The organism is Mesorhizobium norvegicum (assembly GCF_004919685.1).
Taxonomy (GTDB): domain Bacteria; phylum Pseudomonadota; class Alphaproteobacteria; order Rhizobiales; family Rhizobiaceae; genus Mesorhizobium; species Mesorhizobium norvegicum.
Window position 1 is genome coordinate 1 of sequence record NZ_SMYZ01000062.1, and the last position, 12,661, is coordinate 12,661.

The 12,661-nt window shown below is 63.1% G+C and carries 13 protein-coding genes and 1 pseudogene; 6 read left to right on the top strand and 8 right to left on the bottom strand.

The features are described 5' to 3' along the window. From FCU66_RS25155 to FCU66_RS25170, 4 genes and pseudogenes are all read right to left on the bottom strand, one after another. A pseudogene (locus FCU66_RS25155) lies at positions 1–187 on the bottom strand (SulP family inorganic anion transporter); the annotation flags it as partial. A 97-nt stretch (positions 188–284) separates the two neighbouring features. After that, positions 285–542, bottom strand: coding sequence for a helix-turn-helix domain-containing protein (locus FCU66_RS25160; RefSeq protein ID WP_027040307.1), 258 nt, complete (start codon positions 540–542; stop codon positions 285–287). 302 nt (positions 543–844) lie between these two features. Next, complete coding sequence (locus FCU66_RS25165; protein ID WP_136620763.1) at positions 845–1,564, bottom strand: phosphatase PAP2 family protein; 720 nt, start codon at positions 1,562–1,564, stop codon at positions 845–847. A gap of 14 nt (positions 1,565–1,578) precedes the next feature. After that, positions 1,579–1,920, bottom strand: coding sequence for a hypothetical protein (locus tag FCU66_RS25170; RefSeq protein ID WP_056585458.1), 342 nt, complete (start codon positions 1,918–1,920; stop codon positions 1,579–1,581). A gap of 171 nt (positions 1,921–2,091) precedes the next feature. Between FCU66_RS25170 and FCU66_RS25175 the strand changes: the two genes are divergently transcribed. Beyond that, positions 2,092–3,483: a sensor histidine kinase gene (locus FCU66_RS25175; RefSeq protein ID WP_136620764.1), complete on the top strand. Its 1,392-nt coding sequence runs from the start codon at positions 2,092–2,094 to the stop codon at positions 3,481–3,483. Next, positions 3,480–4,142 carry a LuxR C-terminal-related transcriptional regulator gene (locus tag FCU66_RS25180; protein WP_136620765.1) on the top strand — a complete coding sequence of 221 codons (663 nt, stop codon included), beginning with the start codon at positions 3,480–3,482 and terminating at the stop codon, positions 4,140–4,142. Before FCU66_RS25175 ends, FCU66_RS25180 begins: the two co-directional genes overlap by 4 nt. 166 nt (positions 4,143–4,308) lie before the next feature. Here the strand turns inward: FCU66_RS25180 and FCU66_RS25185 are convergent, their stop codons facing one another. Together FCU66_RS25185 and FCU66_RS25190 are read right to left on the bottom strand one after the other, a co-directional pair. Beyond that, positions 4,309–4,896 carry a hypothetical protein gene (locus FCU66_RS25185; RefSeq protein ID WP_136620766.1) on the bottom strand — a complete coding sequence of 196 codons (588 nt, stop codon included), beginning with the start codon at positions 4,894–4,896 and terminating at the stop codon, positions 4,309–4,311. Positions 4,897–5,212: 316 nt separating this feature from the next. Further along, positions 5,213–5,695, bottom strand: a complete 483-nt coding sequence (locus tag FCU66_RS25190) for a hypothetical protein (RefSeq protein ID WP_136620767.1) — start codon at positions 5,693–5,695, stop codon at positions 5,213–5,215. A 296-nt stretch (positions 5,696–5,991) separates the two neighbouring features. Between FCU66_RS25190 and FCU66_RS25195 the strand changes: the two genes are divergently transcribed. After that, positions 5,992–7,995, top strand: a complete 2,004-nt coding sequence (locus tag FCU66_RS25195; RefSeq protein WP_136620768.1) for a PhoX family protein — start codon at positions 5,992–5,994, stop codon at positions 7,993–7,995. Positions 7,996–8,322: 327 nt separating this feature from the next. Further along, the gene (locus tag FCU66_RS25205; protein WP_136620770.1) at positions 8,323–8,547 is read left to right on the top strand and encodes a hypothetical protein; all 225 of its coding nucleotides are present in this window, start codon (positions 8,323–8,325) and stop codon (positions 8,545–8,547) included. A 17-nt stretch (positions 8,548–8,564) separates the two neighbouring features. Here the strand turns inward: FCU66_RS25205 and FCU66_RS25210 are convergent, their stop codons facing one another. After that, complete coding sequence (locus FCU66_RS25210) at positions 8,565–9,779, bottom strand: MalY/PatB family protein (RefSeq protein ID WP_136620771.1); 1,215 nt, start codon at positions 9,777–9,779, stop codon at positions 8,565–8,567. Between the two features lie 99 nt (positions 9,780–9,878). On the opposite strand from FCU66_RS25210, the gene FCU66_RS42845 reads away from it, so the two are divergent. Beyond that, a complete protein-coding gene (locus FCU66_RS42845; protein ID WP_136620772.1) occupies positions 9,879–10,076 on the top strand; it encodes a hypothetical protein in 198 nt (65 codons plus the stop codon). On the opposite strand, the gene FCU66_RS25220 is transcribed toward FCU66_RS42845, so the two are convergent. Next, positions 10,073–11,251 (bottom strand): flavin-containing monooxygenase, encoded by a 1,179-nt coding sequence (locus tag FCU66_RS25220; RefSeq protein ID WP_136620773.1) that lies wholly within the window; start codon positions 11,249–11,251, stop codon positions 10,073–10,075. The genes FCU66_RS42845 and FCU66_RS25220 overlap by 4 nt on opposite strands. Before the next feature lie 358 nt (positions 11,252–11,609). Between FCU66_RS25220 and FCU66_RS25225 the strand changes: the two genes are divergently transcribed. After that, positions 11,610–12,647, top strand: a complete 1,038-nt coding sequence (locus FCU66_RS25225) for a phosphatidylglycerol lysyltransferase domain-containing protein (protein ID WP_136620774.1) — start codon at positions 11,610–11,612, stop codon at positions 12,645–12,647. The last annotated feature ends 14 nt before the right edge of the window (positions 12,648–12,661 follow it).

Here is a 12,661-nt window from a genome sequence, read left to right on the forward strand (position 1 = left end):
CTGAGGCGATCGCGATCGCCATCGACAATGGCAGCGCGACGATGGCAACCGTCAGCCCGGCGATGGCGTCCGCCTTGAAGTTTGCGAGCGTGTAACCCTCGCGCCAGACCGTCACCAGCTTCGGCGTGAACAATTCGGAAAATGTCGGCCTTGCCGGATGGTGGCTTGCCGGATGGCTCTGGTCCATGAATGTGCCTTCCGCTCCGTGAAGGCGGCGGGATCGTCGGCAGGAACGTCGGCGGTCGCGTCGCGACTTAATGTGTGCCGACTCGGGTTGCGGGAGGCTAGCGCGGCACGGTCTGCTTGAGGCGCACGCCCCTGCCACCGCGCTCGCTGGCCTGGTTCTCGCCGATCAGTTCCACCCCGGCCTCGTCGAGCGCCTGGATGACCTTCATCAGCGTATCGACCACGCCCCTGACCACACCGTCGCTCGCTTCCATGCGTTGGATGGTCGGAAGCGAAACTCCGGCGCGCTCGGCGAGCGTTTTCTGATCGATGCCGGCCAGCGCCCTTGCGGCGCGCATCTGCGCGGCAGTGATCATCGGCCAAAACCCCCGTCTGAGTCTGCGGTATCAACGTATAATACAGTCATGGTGATGTTTCAACCATCATAATGCATATATGAAACATGTACCCTCTCGGAAAGCCGGATGGCGGGGAGCAAGACAGGCATGCTACGCTGGTCGTCATTGCCGGGAATGATATCGATGCAGCCTTCCTTTTTTCAGCATCGACCAGGGGGTGAGCAGTTGAAGATTTTCAGGGCTTTGATGACATCGGCAGCTTTGCTGTCGGCGGTTTTCCTGTTGGCGGGTTGTGGGCACGGGCTAATCAACCGGCTGATCTAATCTGTAGTCTCGATGTCACCGTTCAGGCGCTGCCCGTGCCATCGCTGCCACGCCCGGGCAGTGAGCCAGCACAACATCGCCCAGACGAAGCCGGCGCACCAGCCGGCCAGCACATCCGACGGCCAGTGCACACCGAGATAGATGCGGCTGATGCCGACCAGCAGCGTCGTCAGCACCGCCAGCGACAGCACATAGATCTTCGTCGTTCGCCCCGGCAGGAAGCGCGCTGCCAGCGCGCCGAGCGTCAGATAGGTCACTGCCGACAGCATGGCGTGGCCGCTGGGAAAGGACAGCGAAGTTTCGGTGACCAGGTGCGAAACGAGCTCGGGCCGCGGCCGGTCGATGCCGACTTTCAGCAGGCTCGACAGCACCTGGCCGCCCGCCACCGCGACAAATAGGAAAAGCGCCGTTGCCGGCCTGCGGATCAGCAGCAGATAGAGGATCGTCGCCGCTGTGATCAGCACCAGCACGGCCGAGCTGCCGAGGCTGGTGATGTCGCGCATCGCCCCTTCCAGCCAGAGCGGGCCGATCGGGCTGTCGGGCTGGCCGGCCTTGCGGAAGGCGAGCAGGATTTCGGTGTCGAAGGCGTGCGGCGTGGTGGCCCGCGCCACCTCCATCAATTCCTCGAAGCCCCACAGGCCGGCTGCGATGACCAGGCCGGCCAGCAGCACCGGGAATTCGACCCGGTTGAGCAGCGCGTTCGCGGCGTTCTTCATCGGCAATTCGCCCGTTACAATCGGCCTTGCAGATAGGGTCCGAGCGTGATCAGAGCCACGGCGGCGATCGCCAGCATGATGCCGGTCGCCTGCAGCGCGTTGACGCGCTCGCCGAAGAACACCAGCGCGACGACATTCACCGAGACCAGCTGGATGACGGCCGAGAGGCTGAACGACACCGACATGCCGAATTCGCGGATCAGCCGCAGCATGATCAGATTGCCCAAAGAATAAAGCGCCAACGTCAGCAGGATCTTGCCCAGGCTCGGCGCCAGGCCCCATTGCTTGGCGGCCGTCGCCGCCAACAGGAAAATGACAGTCGAAAAGCCAAGCTGCAGCAATCCCGAAAAACTCAACGTCCCGTCCCCTCTCGAAGCGGCGTCGGCCGCATGTGTCGCGGACCTTGTTTCCGAAGCGCGCCGGGACGTCAAGCGACCTCGATCAAACGTAGCTCTTGGCAACGGCAAGAGGGAGGGTCAATGTACTGGTATCGCCCAGTCTGTCGATTCAAGGGCGGTCAGGGGCTCATGATACGCATTCTGCAAAACCTGGTGCGACGCTGGAGCGAACTTTCTCTTGCCCTGCAATTCGTCGTTGCCGGCGGCTTTGGCCTGCTGGCCGTCATGCTGGTGGTGGGCGCCTGGGTGACGGGGCAGATCCGGGAGGGCGTCATTCGCAATTCAGCCGCCACGACGGCGCTGTATGTCGACAGCGTGATTGCGCCGCTGCTTCCCGATTTGCGCAAGCAGCAGGAGCTCAGCGACTCCGTCAAGCAGGCGCTCGACGAGACGCTTGGCCAGGGCGCGCTCGGCAAGCGCCTCGTATCGTTCAAGCTGTGGAGCCGCGACGGCACGATTCTCTATGCCAAGGAGACGGCACTGATCGGCCGCCGCTTCGAACCGAGCGACGGCCTGCGCGCCGCTTTCCAAGGCAATGTCGTCGCCCAATTCGACACGTTCGACGAAAACGAAAGCAAGGAAGAGGCGACCGGCGTGCCTTTGCTGGAGATCTACAATCCCGTGCGCGAGCCCTGGTCCGGCGAGGTGGTGGCCGTCACCGAATTCTACGAGATCGCCGACGAATTCAAAGCCACCCTGTCTTCCGCTCTGTGGTCTAGCTGGCTGATCGTGGCCGGCGCGACCCTGGCGGCATTCCTGCTCCTGTCGGGCATCGTCCTGCGCGGCAGCCGCACCATCGACGATCAGCGCGGGGCACTGCGCCGCCAGGTGTCGGAGCTGCAGGGTCTGGTGACGCAAAACAGCGCCCTGCGACTGCGCGTGCAGCGGGCCTCCCGCCGCGCCACCGCGCTCAACGAAAGATATTTGCGCCGTATCGGCGCCGACCTCCATGACGGTCCGGCCCAACTCGTGGCCCTGGCGGCGCTGCGCATGGACAGTCCGATATTTTCCGGCGACGGCCATTCGGGCGAAAGCCGCTCGACCGAGGTCGCGATGATCCGCAAGACGCTGGAGGATGCGCTGCGCGAAATACGCGGTATCTGCACCGGCCTCGTCCTGCCACAGATAGAGACGGCAGCCGCACCGGACATTCTGCGGCTGGCCGTCAACGAACACCAGCTGAGGACGGGAACGTCGGTGACACTCACGCTGGCCGGACAGTTGCCGGAGCCCGGCGCCTCCGAGAAGATCAGCATCTATCGTTTCGTGCAGGAAGGGCTGAACAACGCCTACCGCCACGGGCGAGGCAAGGATCAGGCAGTGAGTGCCGGGATGAAAGGTGGCAGGCTTTGTGTTGAAGTATCGGACGCCGGGCCAGGCTTCGATCCGGCACGGGTCGAGGGCCTCGGGCTCGCCGGCCTCAGAGAGCGGGTCGAAAGCATTGGTGGCCAGTTCGAAACCTTGACCGGGCCGCAAGGCACGCGATTGGTGATCCGTCTATCGGTTGAGGAGCAAGCATGACTGACGTCATTCGTATCGCCATTGTCGACGACCATCCCCTCTTTCGCGAAGGTGTGACGCGCAGCCTGTCGGAGATCGGAGGCTTCGAGATGGTTGGCGAGGGTGCCACGGCGCAGGATGCCGAACGCATCGCCTCGACGGTGCGGCCCGACATATTGCTGCTCGATATCTCCATGCCGGGCGGCGGTCTGGCCGCGGTTGCAGGCATCCTCGCCAACCATCCCGCCCAGAAGATCGTCATGCTGACCGTTTCGGAGGGCAATGCCGATGTGACCATGGCCCTGAACGAAGGGGTGCGCGGCTATGTCCTCAAAGGTATCGGATCGCGCGCGCTTGCCGACATCCTGCGCAACGTGGCGGCTGGCGAGAGCTATCTTTCGCCGACGCTGTCGGCCCGACTGCTTTCGGATCTCCAATCCCAGAAACCCACCAACGGCATAGCGGACCGGCTGCGGCAACTCACCGAGCGGCAGACGGAAATCCTGCGGCTGGTGGCTGAGGGGCTGAGCAACAAGGAAGTCGCCTTGCGGCTGGAGCTTCAGGAGAAGACCGTCAAGCATCACATGACCGGCGTGCTGTCGAAACTCAATGTGCGAAACCGCACCGAAGCAGCCTTGATGATGCGTGAGGCGCGCGACGGCGACAGGAACCATTCCTAGAGGAAAAGTGCGCCGCAGGCACCGTCGGGAATCGCATAAAACAAATAGTTGGGGCTCAGCCATTGCGGTGCCGGAAATCGCGCGGCGCCGGCCAGGAAATGAAGTCACCTCCGCCGGGGGGCGGCGGAGGTGACACGTGAAGCTTGCCGTTGCCTGTTGGCCAGCTTCACATAGCCTTGAGACGCCTCGCATCGGCCGGCGTGGCCCGCCGGTCGATGATCGTGCGTCCGAGCGCATCTCGCATCTTGAAACGGCCGTTCTCTATCGTCTCCGTAATGCCGTCGGGATGCTGGACCGTAATATTCTTGCCTGTCACGTCGACCTTGTCGCCGGTCGCGACGTTGACGTGACTGCTGGTCGCATTGCTGCTCTGGCCGGAGGCCGAGTTGCCGTTGCTGGAATTGCCGCTGTTCCCGCTGCTATTCCCATTGCTGTTGCCGTTCCCGCTGCTGCTATTCCCATTCCCGCTGCTATTGCCGCTATTACCGCCGCTGCTGTTGCCGCCGCTGTTACCGCTGTTGCCGCCCCCGGAATTGCCGCCGCTGCTGTTTCCGCCACCGTTGCCACCACCGTTGCCGTTTCCACCACCGCTGTTGCCGCCGCCATTGCCGCCCTTGCCCGCCTGTGCGCTGGCGGCATAGATTCCGGGAGCAGAGCCATGGAGGACAATCTGATAGGGAGCGATGGTCAACGCCAGCGCGGCGGCCGATCTGAGCGCCAGCCGGCAACAACGGGTCGTGACCGATCTGTGCATCCTGATCCCCGTCGATTGAGCCCGGCGCGCCCACCCTCAACGTCGCAGCAGCAGCCAACATCGCTGAAAGACGCGGTTCCCGGAAGCGACCTCCGACCGTTGCGGTTGTCACCCAGGACCTTTGCAAGCGCAAGGTTGGACTAAAGTCCTATTTGTGCTATATTAGCTTCGCATGAACGGCGCCGCGACCGCCATCGCCGAACGGGAGACTGGCTTTCCCGATGCCGGACAACGGCAGACGCCGGACATCAAGTCACCTCCGCCGGGGGCGGCGGAGGTGACTTGTGAAGCCGGGCCGCTACATGCTGGCCTTGCCTCACAATGCCTCGAGGCGACTGAAATCGTCCGCCGTCGCCGGACGTTCGACGATCGTGCGCCCGAGGGCATCCTTCATCTCGAAACGACCGTTCTCGATCTCTTCCCTGATGCCGTCGGGATGCTCGACCTCGATCTTGTTGCCGTCCACATCCACCTTGTCACCGGTGGCTGCATTGACATGATGGCCGGCTCCGCCGTTGCCGGATCCGGAATTGTCGGTTCCGTCATGATCGTTACCGGCGCCATCGTTGCCGCCACCGGACCCGGAATTGCCGCTGTTTCCGCTGCCACTTCCACCGTTTCCACCATTTCCGCCACCACCACCGCCACCACTTCCGCCATCCTTGGCGTGCGCGGCTGCGGCAACGATGCCGGGAGCGGAGCCGTGGAAGGCGAGTTGACAGGGGGCGATGGCCAGCGCCAATGCCGATGTCGCTCTCAGAGCCAGCCACCGATAGCGGGCGGGGATCGATCCGCGCATCTCGGTCCTCCTCTTCATCAGGCCGATGCTGGGCATTGGCAAGCCGCCGACCATTGCCGACCTGGCTGCCTTGGCATAAGGGGCCTACGACCGATGCGGCGCCAAACAGGGACCTTTGCTTGGCCTGACCAGGGACTTTGGTCCCCTGCGTTGCGCGGCCGCGAAGGGTCGGCTGCCGAGATCGGGGAATGCGGTTGAAAGCGGTTTGGGATGTCACGAAAATGTGATCGACCGGATATAAGGGGTTAAACAGGCAACACGCTCCAGCCATCCCCAAAGCCAGAGGCAAGCCCCAAATGACTGACCCTCGCTCCCCCGACGCCCGATTCCGCACCAGCCTGCTTGAGCAAAACGACGGCCCGGCCACCAACCCCACCGACAACCGCACCATGGGCGAGATCATCGCCGCGCGGTTTTCGCGCCGTGGCTTCCTCAAGGGTTCGCTGGCGGTCTCGGCCATTGCCGCCACCGTCAGCCCGCTGGCGCTGATCAGCGCCGACGAGGCCCGGGCCGCCGAAGGTTCGGCCTTCGTGTTCGACGAGCTGGAGGCCGGCATCGACGACAAGCATCATGTCGCGCCGGGCTACGATGCCGATGTGCTGTTGCGCTGGGGCGACCCGCTGTTTGCCGATTCGCCCGACTTCGACCCGACGAAACAGTCGGCGCAGGCCCAGGCGAAACAGTTCGGCTACAACAACGACTATGTCGGCTATCTCCCGATCGACGGTTCGGCCGAACACGGCCTGCTGGTCGTCAATCACGAATACACCAACCCGCATCTGATGTTCCCGGGCATCGTGAAGATCGTCGAAAAGGACGGCAAGAAGTCGGCCGAAGTCGTCCCCCTGTCGAAGGAGCAGGTCGATGTCGAGATGGCAGCCCACGGCGGCACCATCGTCGAGATCCGCAAGGACGCTGGCAAATGGCAGGTGGTGCGCGACGGCAAGCTCAACCGCCGCATCACCTCCAACACCGAAATGGCACTGTCCGGTCCGGTCGCCGGCCATGACCGCGTCAAGACCAATGCCGACCCGTCCGGCACCAAGGTTTTCGGCACGTTCAACAACTGCGCCGGCGGCGTTACGCCCTGGGGCACCTATGTGATGGCCGAGGAAAACATCCACGGCTATTTCTCCGGCGACTTGCCGGAAGGTCACAAGGAAGCCGCCAACTACAAGCGCCTCGGCATTCCCGAAGGCGCCTATGAATGGGCGGCGCATTACGACCGTTTCGACCTCGCCAAGGAGCCCAACGAGGCCAACCGCTTCGGCTGGATCGTCGAGGTCGATGTCAACGATCCGACCTCGACGCCGAGGAAGCGCACCGCCATGGGCCGCTTCAAACATGAGGGCGCCGAATCGATCGTCGCCAAGGACGGCCGCGTCGTCTTCTATCTCGGCGACGACGAGCGCTTCGACTATGTCTACAAGTTCGTCACCAGGGCCGCGTTCAATCCGAACGACCATGCCGCCAACAAGGACCTGCTCGACGACGGCACGCTGCATGTCGCCAGATTCGCCGAAGACGGCACGGTCGAATGGCTGCCGATCGTCTTCGGCCAGGGGCCGCTGACGGCTGGGAACGGCTTCACTGGCCAGGCCGACGTGCTGATCGAGACGCGCCGCGCCGCCGACCTGCTCGGCGCCACCAAGATGGACCGCCCCGAGGACATCCAGCCCAATGCCGTCAACGGCAAGGTCTATGTCATGCTGACCAACAATTCGAAGCGCAAGGCCGACCAGGTCGATGCCGCCAACCCGCGCGCCGAAAACGCCTTCGGCCACATCATCGAGATCTCGGAGGACGGCGGCGATTTCTCCGCTGCCAAGGGCAAGTGGGAAGTGCTGCTGAAATGCGGCGATCCTTCGGTGGCCGATGTCGGCGCCACCTTCTCGACGGCGACGACGGCCAATGGCTGGTTCGGCATGCCCGACAATTGCGCTGTCGATTCGGCCGGGCGCCTGTGGGTGGCCACCGACGGCCAGGGGCCGAAGGCCACCGGCCGCACCGACGGCCTGTGGGCGGTGGATACGGAAGGCGCGGCGCGGGCGACCTCGAAACTGTTCTTCCGCGTGCCGATCGGCGCCGAAATGTGCGGTCCGCTGTTCGCGCCCGACGATCAGACCGCCTTCGTCGCCGTCCAGCATCCGGGCGACGGCGGCGAGGACTGGGAAGCGTTCGGCCGCCCGTCCTACTATGAGGATCTGTCGACACGCTGGCCCGACTTCAAGCCCGACATGCCGGTGCGGCCGTCGGTGGTCGCCATCACCAAACAGGGCGGCGGCAAGATCGCGGTCTGATCGCTTGTCGACGCTGGTAGTGCGGCACATGGATTCGCGATTGGCCGAAGCCTCACCCACCTTCGTTATCCCTGGGCGAAGCAGGAGCGAAGCTCCGTCGCGGAGACCCTGGGATCCAGGCCGCGACGCGCGTCGAGGAATGCAGCGGAACAGAATTCTGCACCGCTGCAACGCTTAGAAGTCGCGGCATGGATCCTGGGGTCTGCGCCGCGTCGCTGCGCTCCTTGCTCCGCCCCAGGATGACGAAGCGATGGGCGAAATCATTCAAGCCTCGGGAAAGATTGGCAATTTAAACGTGGCGCCCTAGGTCTTTATCAGGAGATCGCCATGCCGAAGTCCGTCTATGACCGTGGCCTGCTCAAGCCTGACGATATCGCAAGGCTGCAGCGTGTGTTCGACAAAGCCTGCCGACGGCGCGAAGCACACCCCGAATCGACGGAGGCGCGCGAACTGGCGCTGACCCTGCTCGCCCTGCACAATGCCGGCATGGTCGACGAGGATATGCTGATGGAGGCCGTCGGTTTCCGGCGGCTCGAGCCGAAGTCGGCTTGAGAACGTTCCGCGCTGCATCAGGAGGCCGTCTCAAGCACCTTCGCTTTGACGGAGTCTCGTATCCGCTCCATCGCGGCCCGAACCTGGGACTGCGGGCAGGCAAGGCTGAGGCGGACCATGTTTTCCCCGTTGTTTACGAACATCTCTCCGCCTTCGAGGACGACGCCAGCTTTCTCGAGGAAGAACTTTGTCAGGTTGATGGAATCCGGGAAATAGGCGCCGAGGTCGATCCAAGCCAGATAAGTGGCATCGGGGATGCGGAAGCGGGCCTCTGGTAATTCTGCTCGCAAGAAGGCCTCAACCCAGGCGAAATTGTCATCCAAATAGGTTCGCAGCTCGTCCAGCCACGGAGCGCCATTCCGGTAAGCGCCGGTCGCCGCCGCAAGGCTGAGTGGATTCAAGAAAGGGGAGTGTCGTTGCTTCCAGATCGCCCTCAAGTCCGGGTCAGGGATAATGATCGTCGCGATCATCATCCCTGCCATGTTGAAGGTCTTGCTAACCGCCATGCAGGTCACGATGTCTTTGCGGTCTGGAAATAGGCGCGCCAGCGGCACATGCCGCTTTCCGTGACGGAGCAGATCGCAATGTACTTCGTCTGATACGATCATGACGCCGTTGTCGAAACATATGTCGGCCATGCGGCGTAGCTCGCCCTCGCTCCAGGCTCGTCCTGTTGGATTGTGGGGATGGCAAAGGAAAAACAGCTTGACTGCCGGGTCCCTCGCCTTGGTCTCGAAATCGGCAAAGTCGACGGTGTAGCTGCCATCATGCTTGCGCAATGGTGATGTCACGAATTCTCGCGCCGAATAGTCGGCGGACCGTTTGAAGTAGCCATAGGCGGGCGAGAGACTCAGGACCTTCTCACCTGGCTTGCAGACATACTCCACCAACGCGTAAAGCGCTGGAACGACGCCTTGCGAAGTTTGCATCTCGTCGCGGCGAAAGCTCCAGCCGTAGCGATCGCGGCTCCAATCGTGGAAGGCCTCATACAGTTCGTCGTCCAAGTTCATCGTATAGCCAAAGATCGGACGTTGCATTCGCTCGGTTATAGCGTTCAATGCAGCCTGCGGCGCGGCGAACTGCATGTCGGCAACCCACATTGATATGATATCCGAACGTGGCATATCGAGTCGGGGCAGTTCCGAACCGCCAAAAAGGTAATCCTCGTACCCACTTTCGGCCACCGAGTTCGTGTGGCGGCGGTCGATGAGGCGGTCAAAGTCATTGATCACCGGAACTGCTCCGTTGACTAAGGGGCTGACTAAAAAAGAAGTTGGGTGATTTCAATCGGTTGTGATTCCATTGGGTCGCGAAGCGCATTGGAGGTCACGATGGCTTGGACTGAAACCATCCGGCGGCACTATCGGCGCGAAGCGCTGCGCTACGCAAGCAATTTGACGAATGTGGAATGGGCCGCTGATCTCACCTTGCTGCCGGCGGCCGGCAAGCCAAAAAACCATGCCACCCATGCCACCAGAGAAGCTCGCCCCGCCGGCTCGAGCCGAAATCAGCCTGAAGCACCGAACTAGTGGGAGACGCCGGCGGAGCCGGCAATCCGTTTGGCGATAGCCTTCGCCAGGATGCCGGCATTGGCGAAGCAGCCGCGAATGCTTGGCCGCATGCCGGTGAACCACAGGCCCGGCAATTTCGGATCGGCTTGCCCGCCGTTGAAGAGCGGAACGCCCTTGCCGTCGAGCACGCCGAGCTTGCCGACCATGGGCTCCAGCCCGGTGCGATAGCCTGTCGCGGCAATGACGATGTCGGGATCGATCAGGCTGCCATTGGCCAGGATCACGCCGTCGCGGGTGAATTCCCGTATGGCCGGCACGACGGTGATCTTGCCGGCCTTGATGGCGTCGACGGCACCGTCGTCGGCGGCGATCGCGGTGTAGTCCGAGGTCAGGCGGCTGGCGCCGCCCGACGGCGCGGGCGGCATGCCGAATTTGGTCAGGTCGCCGAAAACCAGGCGCTGCGTTGCCGCCATCACCACATCGGCGACCCGTAACGGCAAGCGCGCCATGAACGGCGAAAGCCGATGCACGGCGATCTTGCCGATCCGCTTGGGCAGCAGGGCGGGGCCGTTGCGGGCCGACAGCCAGATGGCGGCCGTGTCTATGTCGGCCAGATGATTGAGCGCGTCGAAGCCCGAATTGCCGGCGCCGACAACCAGCACTTTTTGGCCCGCATAGTCCTGCACGTCGCCGAAATCCGCCGAATGGATGATGCGGCCGCCGAAATCCGTCATGCCTTTCCATTCAGGGGTGAACGGCTGCCTGTCGCGGCCGGTGGCGATGACGACGTTACGGGCCAGGCGCGGTCCGGCGCTGGTCCGCAGCGCCCAATGATCGCCCTTGAAGGCGACCTCTTCGACAGCGACGCCAAACTGCACCGGCAGCCGGTTCTCGTCCCTGAAATCGTTCATATGGCGGATGACGACCATCCTTTGCGGAAAGGCGGGGGTGCCCGGGGGATAGGCGAGACCAGGCAGCGACGAGAGATCGCGGTGGGTGTTGAGATGCAGCTGCTTGTGCCGCCTGTGCCAGGGCTCGGCCAGCCGGCTTTCCCTTTCCAGGATCGCCGTCGGCACGCCGGCGTTCATCAAGGCATGCGCGACGGCCAGTCCGGCAGCACCGGCGCCGACGACGATCGCCGGCTCGACCATCACCGTCTGGTCCGCCACCCATCTGATTGTCGTATCAGCCATTCACTCTTGAATCCCGTTCGACCGCCCAGCCGCAAGGCTCGCATGACGCTGTAACCGTTTGATCCCGCGCAGGATCCATATTCGCAAACCGCTGCCGATTTTCGAGCCATACGATTTTCCAGCCATACGCCGGGCGCGCGGTTGCGCTCTATATGGCATATGCGCGATATCAACGGTAATCAGGTCGCGGCAATGTGATTGATTCGAGGCCCTGGGGGGCTGGCGGGTCTCTGTTATCCCCCACGCGCATGCCCGAAATCGGGTTCGATTTTCGAGGCCATGCGCAGAATCAAAGTGTTACAGCACCTTTGCGCGTCTTGGACGCGCGGCGCTGTAGGCGGCACGCGGAATCTCGACCATGCCCTCCTTGCGGATCTATTTCGACAACATCCTTGAGGGCGCCGCGCCCAAGGTCGAGCGGCAGGCGCTGACCCATGTCGAACGACTGGCGCTTGTTCGCCGCCATGGCGACTTCTCGCTCGCCTACTCCACCGCCGTTCAAAACAAGCTTTCCTATTTCGGCGACGCCGACGGCTACATCGCCTTCGGCACCAAGATGAAGCATCATTTCGCGCTCGGCGATCCGGTGGCGGCTCCAATGCTGCGGCCCGACTATATCAGACGCTTCGTCGAGACCGCCGGCAGCCCGTGGTTCGTGCAGATCAGCGAGGCGACCGCACGCGTGCTGGCCGGGCTCGGCTACAAGGTCAATCGGTTCGGCATCGACACTCGTCTCACCTTGCCCGAGCATGATTTTTCCGGAAAGCGCAACGAAACCGTGCGCTACTCCGAGCGCTGGCTGCTGAAGAAGGGCTTTTCGTTCGAAGAGGACAGGCGCACGATCCATCTCGACGAGATCGCCCGGCTTTCCCAGAACTGGCGCGGCGACCGCATCGTCAAGCGCTGGGAGATGGGCTTCCTCAACCGCCCGTTCGTCGACCATCTCGGCACCGACATGCGCCGTTTCGTGCTGCACGGCCCCGATGGCGAACTGGTCGCGCTGCTCGACTTCGACCCGCTGTTCGCCGACGGCAAGGTCATCGGCTACACCACCGCCTTCAAGCGCAAGCATCTCGATGCCTCGCCACACGCCGAGATCGGCCTGACCAAATTCGCCGTCGACCGTTTTCGCGAAGAGGGCATCTCGGTGGTCACGCTCGGCCTGTCGCCGCTCGTCGACATCGGCCCGAGCGGCTTTGCCGAAAGCGATTTCTGGCGCAACACCTTCCAGCGCGCCTACGACTCGCCCTGGGTCAACCGGCGCAGGTTCAACCTGCAGGGCCAGGCAGCGTTCAAGCGCCGTTTCCATGGTGTCGAGGAGCCGGTCTACATCGCCTTCCGCAAGGGGACGTATGTCGAGATGCTGGGGCTGCTGCGGCTGGTCAAGGCGATCTAGTGTCCTGATTCCGA

Bases quoted from the DNA above. Each gene is read 5' to 3' on its own strand.
- FCU66_RS25160 (WP_027040307.1), bottom strand. From the start codon at position 542: ATGATCACTGCCGCGCAGATGCGCGCCGCAAGGGCGCTGGCCGGCATC.
- FCU66_RS25165 (WP_136620763.1), bottom strand. From the start codon at position 1,564: ATGAAGAACGCCGCGAACGCGCTGCTCAACCGGGTCGAATTCCCGGTG.
- FCU66_RS25175 (WP_136620764.1), top strand. From the start codon at position 2,092: ATGATACGCATTCTGCAAAACCTGGTGCGACGCTGGAGCGAACTTTCT.
- FCU66_RS25180 (WP_136620765.1), top strand. From the start codon at position 3,480: ATGACTGACGTCATTCGTATCGCCATTGTCGACGACCATCCCCTCTTT.
- FCU66_RS25185 (WP_136620766.1), bottom strand. From the start codon at position 4,896: ATGCACAGATCGGTCACGACCCGTTGTTGCCGGCTGGCGCTCAGATCG.
- FCU66_RS25190 (WP_136620767.1), bottom strand. From the start codon at position 5,695: ATGCGCGGATCGATCCCCGCCCGCTATCGGTGGCTGGCTCTGAGAGCG.
- FCU66_RS25195 (WP_136620768.1), top strand. From the start codon at position 5,992: ATGACTGACCCTCGCTCCCCCGACGCCCGATTCCGCACCAGCCTGCTT.
- FCU66_RS25205 (WP_136620770.1), top strand. From the start codon at position 8,323: ATGCCGAAGTCCGTCTATGACCGTGGCCTGCTCAAGCCTGACGATATC.
- FCU66_RS42845 (WP_136620772.1), top strand. From the start codon at position 9,879: ATGGCTTGGACTGAAACCATCCGGCGGCACTATCGGCGCGAAGCGCTG.
- FCU66_RS25220 (WP_136620773.1), bottom strand. From the start codon at position 11,251: ATGGCTGATACGACAATCAGATGGGTGGCGGACCAGACGGTGATGGTC.
- FCU66_RS25225 (WP_136620774.1), top strand. From the start codon at position 11,610: ATGCCCTCCTTGCGGATCTATTTCGACAACATCCTTGAGGGCGCCGCG.